The sequence below is a fragment of the Mesorhizobium sp. A623 genome, from assembly GCF_054489405.1.
Genome location: NZ_JBTMXB010000058.1, coordinates 1 through 16,258 on the forward strand (window position 1 = coordinate 1; position 16,258 = coordinate 16,258).

A 16,258-nucleotide genomic window follows, 5' to 3' on the forward strand; every position below is an offset into this window, starting at 1 on the left:
CCATCGCCCATATCCGCATGCTCACCAGACGCCTTGCAAGATATGGATGTAGTTGAAGCCTTTTCGAGTCCGACTCTGAGGTGCGAGCGCAGCGAGCCTCGAAGGACGCACGACCTTACGACGAGCGCCCCTCGGCCGGCTCCGCAAACCTCACCAGCACGGTGCCGTCGCTCACCTGCGACCCTTCCGCAGCGATCTCCGCTATCACCCCGTCATGCGGCGCTGAGATCGTGTGCTCCATCTTCATCGCTTCGAGGATCAGCAGACCCTGGCCCTTGGCAACCGTATCGCCCTTGGCGGCGCGCACGAGCTTAACCAGCCCCGGCATCGGCGCACGCAGGCTGCCGATGCCGGCTGCTGTATCGTCGGTGCGCTCCAAGGGGTCGGGTACAGCGAAAGTGTAGCTGGCGGCTCCTTCGAAAACGGTGACATGGCCCGGCCACAGAGCGAGGCGGGATGAAGGTTTACCCCCACCCCTAACCCCTCCCCACAAGGGGGAGGGGGATTCTGAGACGTTGCCGCCTCCCCCCCCCTTGTGGGGTAGGGGTGGGGGTACCTGTCCCGCTACCTGTAGCGGCACGGAAGCTGTCCACCGCCCATTCACCACCGCCACGCTCGCCGCGATTTCCGCTTCGCCAAACCTCAATTCCACGCGCTTGGGCGTTGCGTGGAAATGCGCGTAGCCGGCCAGCGACGACCAGGGATCGTCGGTCACAGGCCGCGCATCAATGCCGCTTGCCGCCAATGCCGCGGCCTCAATGATCTTTCCGCTCGGCGGCGGCACGGTCGTCAGCGCCGCCTGATGCCGTCCGATCAAGCCTGTATCGACATTGCCCGCGGCAAAATCCGGATCGGCGGCAAGGGCGGCGAGGAACGCGGTGTTGACCGTCGAGCCGGCAATCTCCGTTTCCGCCAAAGCCGTGCCCAGCGCCGTGAGCGCGGATGCCCTATCCGGCCCGTGCACGACCAGCTTGGCGATCATCGGGTCGTAGAAGGGCGAGACGACGTAGCCGGCGCGCACGCCGGTTTCGATGCGCATGGACGCGCCTTCCGGGGCCGCATCGGGGAATTTCAGGTGATGCAGCGTGCCGGTCGCCGGCAAAAACCCCTTGGCGGCGTCCTCGGCATAGAGCCGCGCCTCGAAGGCATGGCCGGAAAGGCTAATTTGCTCTTGGGTCTTCGGTAAACGCTGCCCCGCCGCCACGCGCAACTGCCATTCGACCAGATCGGTGCCGGTCACCATTTCCGTCACCGGATGCTCGACCTGCAGGCGGGTGTTCATCTCCATGAACCAGAAGCGGTCGGGTTGCAGCCCCTGCGAGGCATCGACGATGAACTCGATCGTGCCGGCACCCGAATACGCAATCGCCTTGGCCGCCGTCACGGCGGCTTGCGTCATCGCCGCGCGCATTTCTTCCGTCATACCGGGGGCGGGGGCTTCCTCGATCACCTTCTGGTGGCGGCGCTGCGCCGAACAATCGCGCTCGAACAGATGCACGACATCGCCGAAATTGTCGCCGAACACCTGAACCTCGATATGGCGCGGTTTTTCCACGTATTTTTCGACCAGCACCTTGTCGTCGCCAAAGGCCGCCTTGGCCTCGCGCCGCGCACCCGATAGCGCATCCGTGAAGTCATGCGGGTCGTCCACGCGGCGCATGCCCTTGCCGCCGCCGCCGGCGCGCGCCTTGATCAGCACGGGATAACCGATTTCTCGCGCCTTGGAAGCAAGGATGACGATCTCCTGCGCCTCGCCGTGATAGCCTGGCACTACCGGCACGCCGGCCTGTTCCATCAACCGCTTGGCCGCGTCCTTCAAACCCATGGCGCGGATCGAGGCCGACGAAGGGCCGATGAAGATCAATCCGGCCGCGACGACCTGGTCAACGAAATCGGGGTTTTCCGACAGGAAGCCATAGCCGGGGTGGATCGCTTCCGCCCCGCGCATACGCGCCGCCTCGATGATTTTTTCCGCGACAAGGTAGCTCTCGCCAACGGGCGCGGGGCCGATACGGACCGCCTCGTCGGCCATCTCGACATGCAGGCTGTTCGCATCCGCATCGGAATAGACGGCGACGGTGGCAATGCCCATCTTGCGCGCCGTGCGGATGATGCGGCAGGCGATCTCGCCGCGATTGGCGATCAGGATTTTCTTGAACATTGGCGCGGCGTCTTTTCCCTTTGCATAATCAGGATCGGCCCGATCAGGCACTTTGAGCGAATTCCTTGAGCAGGCGATTGAATTCAGAAGATTGCTGCCGGAACGGAGCGTGGCCGGCCGCTTCGACCGTCACGATTTCCCCGCGCCACAGTGACTTGCAGGTCAGGGTGTCGAAGTACTCGGCTCGTATGAATGGATCTCCGGCACCATTCAAGATGGCCAATGGCTCAGCCATCGTCGCCACGATCTCGCGCTCATCAAGCGGCAACCCTTGCAAGACCGAACCGAACATCAGTTCGCGCGCAAGCCCGTCTGTGCGGCGGCACATGGCGAGCAGGTGCGGATCGAGCCCATCTGTCGTAGCCGATGTATGCGTTGCATAGGCAATCGCATCGGCATCCGTGAAGTCGCGCTTGCCGGTGAGATTTTCAGCGTTTGGATCGATGTTGAAGCCAGCCATCAGACATTCGAGGTCCGGCTTTATCGGCGGCGTCCCGCTGATCATCACTCCCGCCAGTTCCATATTTCTTCCGACCATCTCCAAAGCGATATGACCGCCCAGCGACCAGCCGAACACGACCGGCTTCTGCAAGCCGAGCTGACGAAGCACCTGTTCGGCTACGTCGGCATAGCCAGCGAAATTATAAGTTTTAGCGGGGTTCTTGGCATTCTCGGCTGCGCCATGGCCGGGGAGGTCGAAGGCGATCAATCGAAAATCAGCCAAGAGTGGATCGGCAAACTGTGATCGAAAACCTCCTTGCAACTCGAATTCCCATGGATAAGCAGGATGGGCCGGCCACTCCCGCCGGAATCTATCACGGATAGAGCAGCGTGGTCGGTTTGGATGGTGAGGCTTTTTGTTTTCATACCGTCTCCCCCTGTCGGCGCTGTGCGCCCATGGAATCGAATTGCGCAGCGGCGCATCGAGCAACAATCACATCCGAAACAGGCCGAATTTCGTATCCGGTACCGGCGCGTTCAGCGCTGCCGATAGGCTGAGCGCCAGCACTTCTCGCGATTTCGCCGGGTCGATGATGCCGTCGTCCCACAACCGCGCCGAGGAATAGAGCGGGTGACCCTCATGCTCGTATTTCATCAGGATCGGCTTCTTGAATTTCTGCTCGTCCTCGGCCGACCAACTCTCGCCCTTGCGTTCGATGCCCTCGCGCTTGACCATGGCCAGCACCATGGCGGCCTGTTCGCCGCCCATCACGGAAATGCGCGCGTTTGGCCACATCCACAGGAAGCGCGGCGAAAATGCCCGGCCGCACATGCCGTAATTGCCCGCGCCGAACGAGCCGCCGATAATCATCGTTACTTTCGGCACCTGCGCCGTCGCCACCGCCGTCACCAGCTTCGCGCCGTCCTTGGCGATGCCACCGGCCTCATATTTCTGGCCGACCATGAAGCCGGTGATGTTCTGGAGAAACACCAGCGGGATTTTGCGCTGGCAGCACAGTTCGATGAAATGCGCACCCTTCAGCGCGCTTTCGGAAAACAGCACGCCATTATTGGCGATAACGCCGACCGGCATGCCGTGCAGATGCGCAAAGCCGGTCACCAGCGTCGTGCCGTAATTCTGCTTGAACTCGTCCAGCACCGAGCCGTCGACGATACGCGCGATGATTTCGCGAACGTCATAGGGTTGGCGCACATCGCTGGGAACGATGCCGTAAACTTCATCCGCTGGGTGAAGCGGCGGAATCTGTTTCTGTAAGCTCAGGCTTACTACCTTGTTACGATTCAGGTTTTTGACGATACGCCGAACGATCGCCAGCGCATGGTCGTCGTCTTGCGCTAGATGATCGGCGACGCCGGAAAGGCGCGTGTGCAAATCGGCCCCGCCAAGGTCTTCGGCGCTGACATCCTCACCGGTCGCCGCCTTCACAAGCGGCGGGCCGCCGAGAAAAATGGTGGCCTGATTGGCGACCATGATGGATTCATCGGCCATCGCCGGTACGTAAGCGCCGCCCGCCGTGCACGAACCCATGACGCAGGCGATCTGCGGAATGCCGGCGGCCGACATGGTCGCCTGGTTGAAAAAGATACGGCCGAAATGGTCGCGGTCGGGAAACACCTCGTCCTGGTTGGGCAGGTTCGCGCCGCCGGAATCGACCAGATAGATGCAGGGCAAATTGTTCTGCAGCGCGATCTCCTGCGCGCGCAAATGCTTCTTCACGGTCAGCGGATAATAGGTGCCGCCTTTCACCGTGGCGTCGTTGACGACAACCATCACTTCCGTGCCCTCGACGCGGCCGACGCCGGCGATCATGCCGGCCGACGCAATGTCGTCGCCATACAGCCCCCAGGCCGCGAACTGGCCGACCTCCAGAAACGGCGAGCCGGTATCGAGCAACTGCGCCAGCCGCTCGCGCGGCAACAGCTTGCCCCGCCCGACATGCCGCGCCCGCGCATCCTCCGATCCGCCGCGCTCGACGATAGCTGCCTTCTCGGCAATGTCGGCGACGAGTTCGCGCATATGCCCGGCATTAGCGTGGAAAGTGTCGGAGGCGGAGGAAATTTGCGACTGGATGACGGGCATCAAATAGTCTCCGCCATGATTTCCCGGCCGATCAGCCAGCGGCGGATTTCGCTCGTGCCGGCGCCGATCTCGTAGAGCTTGGCGTCGCGCAGCAGGCGGCCGGTGGGGTAGTCGTTGATGTAGCCGTTGCCGCCCAGAAGCTGGATGGCGTCGAGGGCAAGTTGCGTGGCTTTTTCGGCGGCGAACAGGATGCAGCCGGCGGCATCCTTGCGCGTCGTCTCGCTGCGGTCGCAAGCGGCGGCCACCGCATAGACATAGGCGCGGCAAGCGCTCAGCGTCGTGTACATGTCGGCCAGCTTGCCCTGGACGAGCTGGAAATCGCCGATCGGGCGGTCGAATTGCTTGCGTTCGTGCACATAGGGCACGACCACGTCGAGGCAGGCGGCCATGATGCCAAGCGGTCCGCCGGCCAGCACCGTGCGCTCATAATCGAGCCCCGACATCAGCACTTCGATGCCGCGTCCTTGCTCATGCAGCACGTTTTCGAACGGCACCTCGACATTGTCGAACACCAGTTCGCCGGTATTGGAGCCGCGCATGCCGAGCTTGTCGAGTTTCTGCGCCACCGAAAAACCCTTGAACGTCTTCTCGACGATGAAGGCGGTGATGCCGCGCGCTTTCTGTTCCGGGTCGGTCTTGGCGTAAACCACCAGCGTTTCGGCGTCCGGCCCGTTGGTGATCCACATCTTGGTGCCGTTCAGCACATAACGGTCGTTCTTCTTCTCCGCGCGCAGTTTGAGTGAAACGACATCGGAGCCGGAGCCGGATTCCGACATGGCCAGCGCGCCGACTTTCGCGCCGGAGCACAAATCCGGCAGGTATTTCGCCTTCTGGTCGGGTGTCGCCCAGCGGTTGATCTGGTTGATGCACAGATTGGAATGCGCGCCATAGGAGAGGCCGACCGAGGCCGATGCGCGGGAAATCTCCTCCATCGCCACGACATGGGCGAGGTAGCCCATGCCGGAGCCGCCGAAATCCGGGTCGGCGGTGATGCCGAGCAGGCCGAGCGCGCCGAGTTCGGCCCACAGATGCGCCGGAAACTCGTTGGAACGATCGATTTCAGCGGCGAGCGGTGCGATCTTTTCCTGTGCGAAGCGGCGCACCATGTCACGCAGGGCGTCCAGGTCGCCATCATGCCCGAAGTTAAGCGTGTGCGTGTACATGCCGGCTCTCCTCGCTCATTCTGGCACCGACAAGGCGCATTGTCATCGAAAGATAGGTGGCGGTCACTTGCGCCAGCGACAGCCGTTCGCCGGGCCGGAACCACACGATCACCCCCGTCAGCATCTGGATCAGCGCCATGGCGGTCAGGCCGGTGTCTTCGATGGAAAACATGCCGCTTTCCGCGCCTTGCCGCAGGATCGCGCGCAGTTCCTTCTCATAAGCCGTGCGCAGCTTGAGCATATTCGTCAGCCGCTCAGGCGACAGGCTGCGCAATTCCATGTTCGAAACATGCGTCGAATGACGGCGCGCAATGTGGAAGGCGATGTGGTTCTCGACAAAGGCCGAAAGCAGCGCGGAAGCGTCGCCCGTCGATGGGCGGGCCTCTTCCCAAGCAGCCGCCAGCGCCTCCATATGCTCGCGCATCAGCGTGGAAAGCAGTTCTTCCTTGGTCGGAAAGTAGCGGTAGAGTGCCGCCGCCTGCACGCCGACTTCCGCCGCCAACTGGCGCATCGACATCGCCTGGTAGCCATAGCGAGCGATCAGGCTGGCCGCCGCCTCGCGGATGGCCGCTTCAGTCTTTTCGCCATCCGATCCGGTCGTGCGAGCCATGATTTCTCCTTGCGGACATTAATAAAACGAACGTTCAATTAATTCAAGAGGCATTCTACCGACACGTGAATGGCGGACCGCATGCCGGTTCAGATTTGACCGTGTGGACAAAATCAAAGAGCGGTTCCATAGTTTGCACGTGGAGAATAAAAACAAGGCAGAGCGGCTCCAAAGCCGTCTCAACCCAAGGGGTCATTCGATGAAAAATGGGAACAGGAATTTCTCGGGCGGCGTCTCGCGGCGCGGCGTGCTGGGTATCGGCGCGTTCGGCCTGGCGGCTTCCGTGCTGCCGCGCGGCGCGTTCGCGCAGGACAAGAAGCTGAAAGTGGCCGCGATTTTCGCAACGCCCATCGAGGAGCCGTGGGACAACCAGGTCCACGTCGCCTTGCTGCGCGCCGAAAAGGAACTCGGCATCGAATATAAATGGTCGGAGAAGGTGCAGACCGCCGATTTCGGCCGCGTTATGCGCGAATATGCGCAGGGCGGCTATGAACTGGTGCTGGGCGACGCCTTCGCCGCCGAGCGCGAATCGCGCCGCACCGCCAAGCAGTTCCCGAAGACCGCGTTTCTGTTCGGTTCGGGCGCCGGGCCGGCTGACCCCAATTTCGGCGTCTTCGACAACTGGATTCACGAACCGGCCTATCTGTCGGGCCTGATCGCCGGCAAGATGTCGAAGTCGGGCACCGTCGGCGCTGTCGCCGCCATGGGCATTCCGGAAGTCAACCGGCTGGTCAACGCCTTCTTTGCCGGCGCGCGCGAAACCAACCCTAACATCAAGCGCAAAGTTGCCTTCATCGGCTCGTTCTTCGATCCGCCCAAGGCCAAGGAAGCCGCCATCGCTCAGATCGACGCTGGCGTCGACGTGATCTATGCCGAGCGCTTCGGCGTCATCGAGGCGGCGGCGGAAAAGAAGATTTTGGCCATTTCCAACATGTCCGACCAGTCGAGCCTCGCGCCCGACACCGTCATCACCGGTCCGGTCTGGGATATGTACCCGACGGTCCAGCAGGCGGTGAAACTGGTCAAGGCCGGCGTCTATACGGCGCAGGACTACGGCGATTTCTCGCGCATGGCCAAAGGCGGCTCGCACCTCGCGCCCTATCATGCCTTCGAGGACAAGCTGCCGGCCGACGTCAAGGAACTGGTCACGAAGAAGACGACGGAGATCATGGAAGGCAATTTCCGCGTCGGCGTGGATGAGAACACACCGACGTCGGATTGAACGAACTGACCTGGCCCAGCGTGGCGCTCTTTCGCGCCCCTCTCTGGCCTGCCGGCCATCTCCCCCGCATGGGGGGAGATCACGCGCCCCGGCGCATCGGCCAATTCTCAACGTCGCAGTATGGGCTGCAGAGTAGCGGCAGTCTGATCTCCACCCTTGCGGGGGAGATGGCCGGCAGGCCAGAGGGGGGCGCGAAGGAATGCTAAGCTCACAGGTCACGCCCGTGCCCCTTTCCGACACATCCGTTCCCCTCATCGAAATGCGCGGCATTTCCAAGACGTTTGGCACCGTTCGCGCCAACGAGGCCGTGGATTTGCAGGTCGCACCCGGCGAAATCCTGGGGCTGCTCGGCGAGAACGGTGCCGGCAAGACCACGCTGATGAACATCCTGTTCGGCGCCTATGCGCCCGACGCCGGCGAAATCCTCGTCGGTGGCCGACCGGTCGCGATCAACAGTTCGGCCGATGCGCTGGCGGCCGGCATCGGCATGGTGCATCAGCATTTTCACCTGGCATCGCGCCTGTCGGTGCTGGAAAATCTGCTCATCGGTATTCCGGGCCGCAACGGTCGGCTGGATCGCCCCGGTGCGCTGGCGCGGCTGGACGACATCAGCCAGCGCTACGGGCTGAAACTCGATCCGGATCTGGCCGTCTCCGCGCTATCCATCGGCGAGCAGCAGCGGCTGGAAATCATCAAGGCGCTGTTTCGCGGCGCAAAGCTGTTGATCCTCGACGAACCGACAGCGGTGCTGGCGCCGACCGAGGTGGACGGCCTGTTTGCAGCGCTTCGCTCGATGGCTTCGCAGGGCCTCGGCATCATCTTCATTTCGCACAAGCTGAACGAGGTGAGGGCGCTTACCCATCGCTGCGTGGTGTTGCGGCAGGGCAAGGTTTCGGGTCGCGTCGATACGCCGGCCAGCACCACCTCGTCGGAAATGGCCGAACTGATGTGCGGCCATGAAATCGTGCCGCCGGCAAAAGGCCCTTCGACAATTGGCGGGACAGTGCTGGCGCTGGCCGGCATCTCCACTGCGCGCCATGCCGGCATGGCGCTGCGCGACGTCTCGCTTGCCGTGCGCAGCGGCGAAATTCTCGGCATCGCGGGCGTGTCCGGCAACGGCCAGCGCGCGCTGGCCGATGTCATTTCGGGCATGCTCAAGCCGGTGTCGGGAACGATGAGCCTCGCCGGCAAACAGGTCACCGCCTATACGCCGCGCGAAGTGCAGGCGCTCGGGCTTGGCCGCATCCCGGAGGACCGGATGACCACCGGCCTCGTCACCAATCTGCCGCTGGCTGATTCCATGGTGCTGCCGCGTATCGGCACGGCATCGTTCAGCCAGAAGGGCCTGCTGAAGCCAACTGCGATCCGCGCCTTTGCCGAAGAGCAGATCAAGGCATATGACATTCGCTGTCCGGGGCCGATGGTGCGTGCCGGCGCGCTTTCCGGCGGCAATCTGCAAAAGGCGCTTTTGGCGCGCGAACTCGCCTTCGACCCGAAGGTGCTGATCGTCGCCCAGCCGACGCGTGGCCTCGACATTGGCGCGGCCCACTTCATCCACGAAAAATTCCTCGATCTGCGGGGCAGGGGCTGTGGCATCATCGTCATCGGCGAGGATCTGGAGGAGCTGCTGACGCTCTCGGATCGTATCGCCGTCATGTATGAAGGCCGCATCGTCGGCACGTTGGATGCCGCCGACGCCACCGTGGCAAAGCTCGGCATGTTGATGACCGGCGCGGAGCAAGCGGCATGATGTTTCGTCTCGAAGCCCGCACCGCGACACCGGCCTGGTTCAACCTCGCTCTGCCGGTGGCGGCAATCGTCGCCACGCTCATCTTGTGTAGCGGCCTGATCGCGCTGGCCGGGGCCGGTGTTTTCCAGGCTTACGGCGTGATGTTTTCGGCATCGCTGGGCGACACCTACGCCATCACCGAAACGCTGGTGCGCGCTACCCCGATGATCTTTACCGGGCTGGCCGTCGCGGTCGCCTTCCGCGCGAAATTCTGGAACATCGGCGCCGAGGGCCAACTGCTGGCCGGAGCGGTCGCCAGTTGCGTGGTCGGGGCCATTCCCATGCCGGGGCCGCTCGCCATGCTGGCAATGGCATTGGCGGGTGCCGCTGGCGGTGCGGCGGTTGCGCTCATTCCGGCGATCCTGCGCGTAAAATTCAAGGTCGACGACGTGGTCAGTTCTTTGCTGCTCAACTCGATCATCTTCTATGCGCTGATGGCGCTGATCGAGACGGTGTGGAAAGACCCGTTCAGCGGCTATCCGATTTCGCCGCCCATCCAGGATTCGGCGAATTTTCCGGTGCTGCTTGAAGGCACGCGCCTGCATCTGGGCGTGCTGGTGGCGTTTTTGGCAGCACCTATCATCTGGTTCGTGATTTCGCGCACCGTGCTCGGCTTCAAGATCAAGGTGACGGGCGAAAACCCGGAAGCCGCGCGCTATGGCGGCATCCGCGTCGAGCGCGTGCTGGTGGTGACGGCGCTGCTGTCCGGCGCGCTGGCGGGCCTGGCCGGCGTCTGCGAAGTGGGCGGCGTGCATTTCCAGGTGATGAGCGACATTTCGCCGGGCTATGGCTATTCCGGCATCGTCATCGCCATGCTGGCCAGGCTTAATCCGCTGGGCGTGGTGCCGGCCGCGATCTTTCTCGCCGCCGTTATGACCGGTGCTGAAGCCATGTCGCGTGCCACGGGCGTTCCGGCCTTCCTCAGCGACGTCATTCAGGGAACCGCACTTCTGGCCATGCTGGTGGCGCTGCTGTTCACCGCCTATCGGGTCCGGCGCGTGGGGGCGCAACAATGAGCGTCGTTCTGGAACAGATCTTTCAGGTCGGTTTTCTGGCCGCCATCCTGCGCATCGCCACGCCGCTGGCTTTCGCTACGCTGGGCGAAATGTTTTCCGAGCGCGCCGGCGTGCTCAACCTCGGCATCGAAGGCATCATGCTTCTGTCGGCCATGACCGGTTTCACCGGCGCCTATCTCAGCGGCAGCCTGTGGGTCGGCATCGCCGCCGCGGTCGCCACCGGTGCGCTGATGGGCGCGCTGCATGGGCTGTTCACCGTGGCGCTTGGCCTTAGCCAGCACGTCTGCGGCATCGGTGTGACGCTTTTCGGCTCCGGCCTTGCCTATTTCCTCTACCGCCTGATCTTCGGCCAGCAATCGACGCCGCCCAACATCGTCGGCTTCAAGCCGGTGGCGATCCCGTTCCTGTCGGATATTCCGGTGCTGGGACCGGCCGTGTTCAGCCAGTTCACGTTGGTCTACATGGCGATCCTCGCCGTGCCGATCTCCGCTTTCATCCTCTACCGCACACCCTGGGGCCTGTCGGTCCGCATGGTCGGCGAAAACCCGCGCGCCGCCGATTCCGCCGGCGTCAGCGTCATCGCGACCCGCATGCAGGCCGTCATCATAGGCGGCGCGCTGATGGGGTTGGCCGGCGCTTTCCTGTCGATGGCGCAGTTCAACGCCTTCACCTTCGGCGTGGTTTCCGGGCGCGGCTGGGTGGCGATCGCGCTGGTGGTGTTCGGCCGCTGGGACCCGTGGCGCTCTGCCGGTGCTGCCCTGCTGTTCGCCTTCGTCGATGCGCTGCAGCTGCGGATGCAGGCGAGCGGCCTTGGCCATATCCCCTATGAGGCGTTCCTGATGCTGCCCTTCGTGCTGACCATCGTGGCGATGGCGTTCATGTCGCGCAATGCGGTCGCGCCTTCGGCGCTGCTAAAGCCGTTCCGCCGCGAGGAGCGGTAGGATCACATTGACGGCACCGACGGGCCTTGCCTCGTCCATTCGCCGTCCCGGAAAGGGAAACCTTTTGCTTACTATATGGTTTCCCAAAGGCTTGCTGGCCATCCTTGCGTGTGCTTGCTTGGGGTCACTGGTATTTTGAGGGGGATACAGCCATGCGCTTTTTTCTTGCTGCCGTCGCCACCCTGTCATTTGCTGCCACCGCGGCCCTGGCCGATCCAGCTTCGGACCTCAAAAGAGTCGACCAAGCGTTGAACCAGACCTTCAAGCAAATTCAGAAGCGGCTTGCGGACGACGCCGACGGCAAGATGCGGCTCGTCACGGCGCAGAGGGCGTGGATCGCCTTCCGAAACGCCGAATGCATTTTCCAATCCAGCGGCGATGACGGCGGGTCTGCGGCGCCGATGGTTGCCGCTGCATGTCAGGCTGAATTTACCAAGGATCGCACCAAACAATTGAAGGCTTATCTCACCTGCCAGGAAGGCGATCTCGCTTGCCCGGTACCTGCAGAATGACCGGGAGTAAAAAAATGCCGAATTTCAAGATGCGATATGTGCTGCTCGCGCTTGTGCCGTTAGCCGTCGTCGGCTGCGTCAGCACAGAAGAGCAGCGCTCGATGGACCAGGAAAAGTGTGCTTCTTTCGGCTACGCGCAGGGGACTGACGGCTTCGCCGACTGCATGATGAAACAAAGTTCGCAGCGTGCAGATGACGAGCAGCGCTCATTGGATCGCATGAATGCGCAAGAACAGCGAGACCGCGACCGCAAGGAAGCGCGACGCAAGCGTGACAGCTACGTCGATACCAGGCCGAGTTACGATAAAGACGGTAATCCGAACTTCGACACCCAGGGCAACTACCAGGGGTGTAATGGCGTGGGCTGTCTTGTCGATAATCCAGGCGATGACGATTAGCCAGACGATGACGATTAGGCCGGCTGCCGGGACGCCGCTGGTCGGGCTGTAGATACGCTAGCCCCGGCCGAAACTTGAATGGGCGAAATGCATGCGGCGCCAAGGCAAACTACGGCGTGCGGCGATAGCTCAGCACGGCTGATCGTCGCCGTCTTTCCGCCGTCCGCCGGCAAGCAGAATCGTGCCGCCCGCAAACGCCATCGCCAGCGTCGAGAAAGCGATGAGGCTTGGCGTGTGCGATGGAACGTTGCGCCAGATCGGGAAGATCACCTCGGCGGTGTTGAAAGCTTCGCCGCTGAACTGGCATTGCACGAACGAGGCCTGGTTGCGCACCATGTCGGCGTCGATCCGGGAGATCAGCGCTTCCGTAGGCTGCTTGTCGTCGGAGATATCGCGCATATGGACGAGTAGCGCTTGCGCCGCCGAGAGATAGGCGTGGCTGCATTCGTTGAAGGGGCTTTCCTCGTCGCGCAGGCTGCCGGGAACCAGCCCCCATAGGCAGTAGCTGTACTGGACGTCGGCGAAAGTCAGCAGCCGTCGGAAGGTCGGGTCGGTTTTCGCCTGTCGCTTGGCCAGCGCGAGAATTTCGCCGCGATATTCGGCGATGACGGCCATCTGGCCATGAGACAGGCCGGGGATCGAGATACCGCTGATCGGCCCGCCCGAGCGCGCGCCATGAGCGCCTGCTGGAACCGCAAAAAGCAAAGCGGCGGCACCCGCAAGGGACGCCGCCGCGAAGAACGATGAACGCTGAGGCCGCACTTAACTAGCGCAAGGCTGGGCGTGCGGTGATTTTATGGTTCGAGCGTCCGGCAAGATTACGCTCGACGACTGCGCCGAAGACGAGGCCGATTACCGTCCACAACACGGCATGAAGCCCGAGCGAAGCGGTGCGGAAGCGCCACAGCAGGTCGGCGGAAAAGTTTTCCGGCACGTCATTGATGGTGGGCAGGGCGTATTGCGCGACCACGGTGACTGCCAGGAAAGCCGCTCCAGCGATGATCGAGGCGTTCCAGGCTCCGTCTTGCGCCCACAAGCGCCTTGCCAGGCCGATGGACGCGACCAGCGTGGCGATCGAAATGACGATCATGATGAAGAACAGTTCCGTTCGCACCCCGATCGTGTCGGGGTTGCCGACGGCCGGCGGCGTCGCTGGATATTTGATCTGCGGTATCAGCACGATGGCGATGAACCCCGCCAGCGCGAGCAAAGCGGCGGTGCCGCGCGGCCCGAACCGGCCGATGCGCCCAAAGACATAGGCAAAGACCAGCGAGAACAGCCCGCCAAGGGCCGCGCCATAGACGACGGTACCGGTCAACAGGCCGATGCCGGCCTGCGTCGCGCGGGAAACGAGTTCGGTTTCTTCATCCGGCGCTTCACCGGATGCCTGCGCCATCAATTCTTCGAACGCGATGGCGCGGTCAATCTGGGGTTCACCGAAAACCCGGGCAAAGCCGAACGCCAGGAGACCCGCGAAAATGCCGACAAGCATCCCGCGAAGGAGAAGACGACCAACCATGTCAAAGCCCCTTAGTGGCAGGGAAAGCCGAGCAGGTGGCGTCCGTCATGCACGAATTCGTGGATGTACATGCCACGGAAAAGCGACATCGCGCCTTCCTCGGAGCCGACGAAATAGACGGCGAGAAGGCAAAGCAGCCCGCCGAAGATCGCCCATGGCAGGATTTCGCCGAGCGGGATCGGAAGCGGGCGTACGTCTGGATTGAATGTAGCGTCGGACATGATGTGCCTCCTGGGATACAGCGTCCCGTTGATGAGCCATGAAGCAACGAAAGAAGTCCTGACTCTCGGCATCGCGTTTCAAACGCTAGCCGATCACAGTGGCGCGACCGTACCGGGCTTTCACCGGTTTCCACTCACATTGCTTCAATGGCGACAGTAGTCAGCGCCGGTTACCCTGTCAACGAGGGTGTTGGGCGTGAAGGGCCGTCGGGCCGGCACGGTCGTGCTATGCTGAGCCAACGAAACGCGATGCGATTCCTCGATGACCGGACGCCTGACAATGATCTGCAGCGGCGCAACCGCCGCCACGCGCCACGCCGCGTTCCCGCTCGATGAGCCGCTCGAGGCAGGCGCAGTGGCGATGGCCAACACGCTCGGCCCGCAATTGCGCCGCGCCGACCGCGTCTGGACAGGGCCGGCGCTGCGCGCCAGGCAAACGGCGCAAGCCCTTGGCTTGCAAGCGGTTGAACGCCCTGAACTTGCCGATCAGGATATGGGCTCATGGAGCGGAAAGACGCTGGCCGCGATTTCCGGGCAGCAGCCAGAAAATATCGCGGCCTGGTTGGCCGTTCCTGCCGCGGCTCCGCATGGCGGCGAGGCGATCGCCGAACTGTCGGCTCGCATAGCCGCCTTGATGGACGCGCTGCTCGGCGAGCGCGGCCATACGATTGCTGTGACGCATCCGGCCGTCGTCCGCGTGGCTGTGCTTCATGTGCTGGGCGCGCCGCTCGAATCGTTCTGGCGCATCGATTGCGAGCCGCTGAGCGTCGCTGAATTTCGCACCGACGGACGCAGATGGGCGCTACGCGCCAGCGGCGTCATGCCGGCGAAGGCAAAAAAGCGTTAGCCGCGCACGGCCGCGAGCACGCCGGACAGTTCCTCGGCGAAAATATCGATCTCATGGTCGAGGCCGACGCTGACCCGGATGCATCGGTTGAGCACCGGCGCCATGGGCTTGCGAATGAACACGTCGCGCGCCAAAAATCCTTTCAGCACCTTGAGCGCGAAATCGCCGTCGCGGCCGCAGTCGATGGCGACGAAATTGGTGGCCGAAGGCAGCGGCTTCAATCCGTTCGCCTCGGCGATTGCCGCAATTCGTCGGCGACCGACATCGACCCGCGCCACGACGCTTTGCAGCCAGTCCTGGTCGGCCAGTGCCTCGACGCCGGCAATCTGCGCCATGCGGCCGACGCCGTAGTGGTTGCGGATTTTCTCGAAGTCGGCAATGACCTGCCGCTCGCCGATGGCGTAGCCGCAACGGATGCCGGCCAGCCCGTAAGCCTTTGAAAAGGTGCGCATGCGGATGACATTGGTGCGCCCGATATCGATTGCCGGAAGCGCCGAGGCAGGCGCCAACTCGCCATAGGCCTCGTCCAGGATCAGCATCGTGGTTTCAGGCAGCGCCTCGATAAAGCGCATGATTTCCGCCGCATCCCAAAAACTTCCCATCGGGTTGTCGGGATTGGACAGATAGACCAGCGGCGCGTTTTCCCGCCGCACCGCCGCAAGCAGCCCGTCAAGGCTTTCGCGGTCGTCTTCATAGGGAACTTCGACCAAGCGTCCGCCGGCCGCCGCGACGTGGAAATTGAAGGTCGGGTAGGCGCCAAGCGAGGTGACCACCGGCGTGCCCGGCGCGACATACATATGGACTAGCACGCCGAGAAGCCCGTCAATGCCTTCTCCGACGACAATATTTTCCGGCGAGACGCCGTGATGGACTGCCGCAGCCTGCTTGAGATCGTAATTGTCGGGGTCGCCATACATCCACATATCGCCGGCAATCGCGGCCATGCCGGAAATAACGCGCGGCGAAGGCCCGAAACTGCTCTCATTGGCCCCCATGCGGGCACGAAATGCCCGCCCGCGTTCCCGTTGCTGCGCCTCGGGGCCGACAAAGGGCACCGTTGCGGGAAGCGCGCCGACGATTTCGTTGAGGGGAGGGCGTTTCGACATGATGCATACTCGTTAAGGCAAGTGTTCTTCTAGCTACAGCCGCCATTCGAAGCGCGCAAGCCTGCGCCCAGGCAGCGCACCATCAGATTCAAACGAAAAAACCCGGCGGTTGCCCGCCGGGTTTTTCTTCAGATAGAAAGCGCTGTCTTAGAACGAGCGCTGGAAGCGGATGATGCCACCGATCGAATCGTCGGTTGCGCCAGTCCAGCTG

Annotated in this window: 16 protein-coding genes and 1 riboswitch; of the genes, 7 read left to right on the forward strand and 9 right to left on the reverse strand. The window is 62.8% G+C overall.

Annotated features, from left to right (window positions below):
• Positions 1–115: 115 nt before the first annotated feature.
• The 5 genes from ACX3P1_RS26400 to ACX3P1_RS26420 are packed head-to-tail and all read right to left on the reverse strand — an operon-like array spanning position 116 to position 6,476.
• Complete coding sequence (locus tag ACX3P1_RS26400) at positions 116–2,161, reverse strand: acetyl/propionyl/methylcrotonyl-CoA carboxylase subunit alpha (protein ID WP_459082520.1); 2,046 nt, start codon at positions 2,159–2,161, stop codon at positions 116–118.
• Between the two features lie 43 nt (positions 2,162–2,204).
• Entirely contained in the window at positions 2,205–3,095 is an 891-nt protein-coding gene (locus ACX3P1_RS26405) for an alpha/beta fold hydrolase (RefSeq protein ID WP_459082521.1), read from the reverse strand.
• A complete protein-coding gene (locus ACX3P1_RS26410; protein ID WP_459082522.1) occupies positions 3,096–4,703 on the reverse strand; it encodes a carboxyl transferase domain-containing protein in 1,608 nt (535 codons plus the stop codon).
• On the reverse strand, positions 4,703–5,866 hold the full coding sequence (locus tag ACX3P1_RS26415) for an isovaleryl-CoA dehydrogenase (protein ID WP_459082523.1): 1,164 nt from the start codon (positions 5,864–5,866) through the stop codon (positions 4,703–4,705). Before ACX3P1_RS26415 ends, ACX3P1_RS26410 begins: the two co-directional genes overlap by 1 nt.
• The gene (locus ACX3P1_RS26420) at positions 5,847–6,476 is read right to left on the reverse strand and encodes a TetR/AcrR family transcriptional regulator (RefSeq protein ID WP_459082524.1); all 630 of its coding nucleotides are present in this window, start codon (positions 6,474–6,476) and stop codon (positions 5,847–5,849) included. The genes ACX3P1_RS26415 and ACX3P1_RS26420 overlap by 20 nt, the downstream gene beginning before the upstream one ends.
• A gap of 199 nt (positions 6,477–6,675) precedes the next feature.
• On the opposite strand from ACX3P1_RS26420, the gene ACX3P1_RS26425 reads away from it, so the two are divergent.
• The 6 genes from ACX3P1_RS26425 (at position 6,676) to ACX3P1_RS26450 (ending at position 12,354) form a co-directional block, all read left to right on the forward strand.
• The gene (locus tag ACX3P1_RS26425; RefSeq protein ID WP_459082526.1) at positions 6,676–7,698 is read left to right on the forward strand and encodes a BMP family protein; all 1,023 of its coding nucleotides are present in this window, start codon (positions 6,676–6,678) and stop codon (positions 7,696–7,698) included.
• 259 nt (positions 7,699–7,957) lie between these two features.
• Complete coding sequence (locus ACX3P1_RS26430; RefSeq protein WP_459082542.1) at positions 7,958–9,448, forward strand: ABC transporter ATP-binding protein; 1,491 nt, start codon at positions 7,958–7,960, stop codon at positions 9,446–9,448.
• Positions 9,448–10,503: an ABC transporter permease gene (locus tag ACX3P1_RS26435; RefSeq protein WP_459082544.1), complete on the forward strand. Its 1,056-nt coding sequence runs from the start codon at positions 9,448–9,450 to the stop codon at positions 10,501–10,503. The genes ACX3P1_RS26430 and ACX3P1_RS26435 overlap by 1 nt, the downstream gene beginning before the upstream one ends.
• A complete protein-coding gene (locus ACX3P1_RS26440; protein ID WP_459082528.1) occupies positions 10,500–11,444 on the forward strand; it encodes an ABC transporter permease in 945 nt (314 codons plus the stop codon). The genes ACX3P1_RS26435 and ACX3P1_RS26440 overlap by 4 nt, the downstream gene beginning before the upstream one ends.
• Before the next feature lie 152 nt (positions 11,445–11,596).
• A complete protein-coding gene (locus tag ACX3P1_RS26445) occupies positions 11,597–11,956 on the forward strand; it encodes a lysozyme inhibitor LprI family protein (RefSeq protein WP_459082530.1) in 360 nt (119 codons plus the stop codon).
• 14 nt (positions 11,957–11,970) lie between these two features.
• On the forward strand, positions 11,971–12,354 hold the full coding sequence (locus ACX3P1_RS26450) for a hypothetical protein (RefSeq protein WP_459082532.1): 384 nt from the start codon (positions 11,971–11,973) through the stop codon (positions 12,352–12,354).
• Positions 12,355–12,483: 129 nt separating this feature from the next.
• Here ACX3P1_RS26450 and ACX3P1_RS26455 read toward each other — a convergent pair whose 3' ends face one another.
• From ACX3P1_RS26455 to ACX3P1_RS26465, 3 genes are all read right to left on the reverse strand, one after another.
• On the reverse strand, positions 12,484–13,059 hold the full coding sequence (locus ACX3P1_RS26455) for a hypothetical protein (protein WP_459082534.1): 576 nt from the start codon (positions 13,057–13,059) through the stop codon (positions 12,484–12,486).
• Between the two features lie 61 nt (positions 13,060–13,120).
• On the reverse strand, positions 13,121–13,873 hold the full coding sequence (locus ACX3P1_RS26460) for a CbtA family protein (RefSeq protein WP_459082535.1): 753 nt from the start codon (positions 13,871–13,873) through the stop codon (positions 13,121–13,123).
• An 11-nt stretch (positions 13,874–13,884) separates the two neighbouring features.
• Positions 13,885–14,094 carry a CbtB domain-containing protein gene (locus ACX3P1_RS26465; protein WP_459082537.1) on the reverse strand — a complete coding sequence of 70 codons (210 nt, stop codon included), beginning with the start codon at positions 14,092–14,094 and terminating at the stop codon, positions 13,885–13,887.
• Positions 14,095–14,097: 3 nt separating this feature from the next.
• Positions 14,098–14,253, reverse strand: a riboswitch (adenosylcobalamin (AdoCbl) riboswitch).
• 103 nt (positions 14,254–14,356) lie between these two features.
• Between ACX3P1_RS26465 and ACX3P1_RS26470 the strand changes: the two genes are divergently transcribed.
• The gene (locus tag ACX3P1_RS26470; protein ID WP_459082538.1) at positions 14,357–14,941 is read left to right on the forward strand and encodes a histidine phosphatase family protein; all 585 of its coding nucleotides are present in this window, start codon (positions 14,357–14,359) and stop codon (positions 14,939–14,941) included.
• Here the strand turns inward: ACX3P1_RS26470 and ACX3P1_RS26475 are convergent.
• Entirely contained in the window at positions 14,938–16,047 is a 1,110-nt protein-coding gene (locus tag ACX3P1_RS26475) for a pyridoxal phosphate-dependent aminotransferase (protein ID WP_459082540.1), read from the reverse strand. The genes ACX3P1_RS26470 and ACX3P1_RS26475 overlap by 4 nt on opposite strands.
• Positions 16,048–16,258 lie beyond the last annotated feature (211 nt).

What these genes read in the sequence shown, in the direction of transcription:
- ACX3P1_RS26425 (WP_459082526.1), top strand. Translation starts at nt 6,676, where the DNA reads ATGAAAAATGGGAACAGGAATTTCTCGGGCGGCGTCTCGCGGCGCGGC.
- ACX3P1_RS26400 (WP_459082520.1), bottom strand. Translation starts at nt 2,161, where the DNA reads ATGTTCAAGAAAATCCTGATCGCCAATCGCGGCGAGATCGCCTGCCGC.
- ACX3P1_RS26465 (WP_459082537.1), bottom strand. Translation starts at nt 14,094, where the DNA reads ATGTCCGACGCTACATTCAATCCAGACGTACGCCCGCTTCCGATCCCG.
- ACX3P1_RS26430 (WP_459082542.1), top strand. Translation starts at nt 7,958, where the DNA reads ATGCGCGGCATTTCCAAGACGTTTGGCACCGTTCGCGCCAACGAGGCC.
- ACX3P1_RS26420 (WP_459082524.1), bottom strand. Translation starts at nt 6,476, where the DNA reads ATGGCTCGCACGACCGGATCGGATGGCGAAAAGACTGAAGCGGCCATC.
- ACX3P1_RS26435 (WP_459082544.1), top strand. Translation starts at nt 9,448, where the DNA reads ATGTTTCGTCTCGAAGCCCGCACCGCGACACCGGCCTGGTTCAACCTC.
- ACX3P1_RS26470 (WP_459082538.1), top strand. Translation starts at nt 14,357, where the DNA reads ATGACCGGACGCCTGACAATGATCTGCAGCGGCGCAACCGCCGCCACG.
- ACX3P1_RS26445 (WP_459082530.1), top strand. Translation starts at nt 11,597, where the DNA reads ATGCGCTTTTTTCTTGCTGCCGTCGCCACCCTGTCATTTGCTGCCACC.
- ACX3P1_RS26415 (WP_459082523.1), bottom strand. Translation starts at nt 5,866, where the DNA reads ATGTACACGCACACGCTTAACTTCGGGCATGATGGCGACCTGGACGCC.
- ACX3P1_RS26440 (WP_459082528.1), top strand. Translation starts at nt 10,500, where the DNA reads ATGAGCGTCGTTCTGGAACAGATCTTTCAGGTCGGTTTTCTGGCCGCC.
- ACX3P1_RS26475 (WP_459082540.1), bottom strand. Translation starts at nt 16,047, where the DNA reads ATGTCGAAACGCCCTCCCCTCAACGAAATCGTCGGCGCGCTTCCCGCA.
- ACX3P1_RS26410 (WP_459082522.1), bottom strand. Translation starts at nt 4,703, where the DNA reads ATGCCCGTCATCCAGTCGCAAATTTCCTCCGCCTCCGACACTTTCCAC.
- ACX3P1_RS26460 (WP_459082535.1), bottom strand. Translation starts at nt 13,873, where the DNA reads ATGGTTGGTCGTCTTCTCCTTCGCGGGATGCTTGTCGGCATTTTCGCG.
- ACX3P1_RS26450 (WP_459082532.1), top strand. Translation starts at nt 11,971, where the DNA reads ATGCCGAATTTCAAGATGCGATATGTGCTGCTCGCGCTTGTGCCGTTA.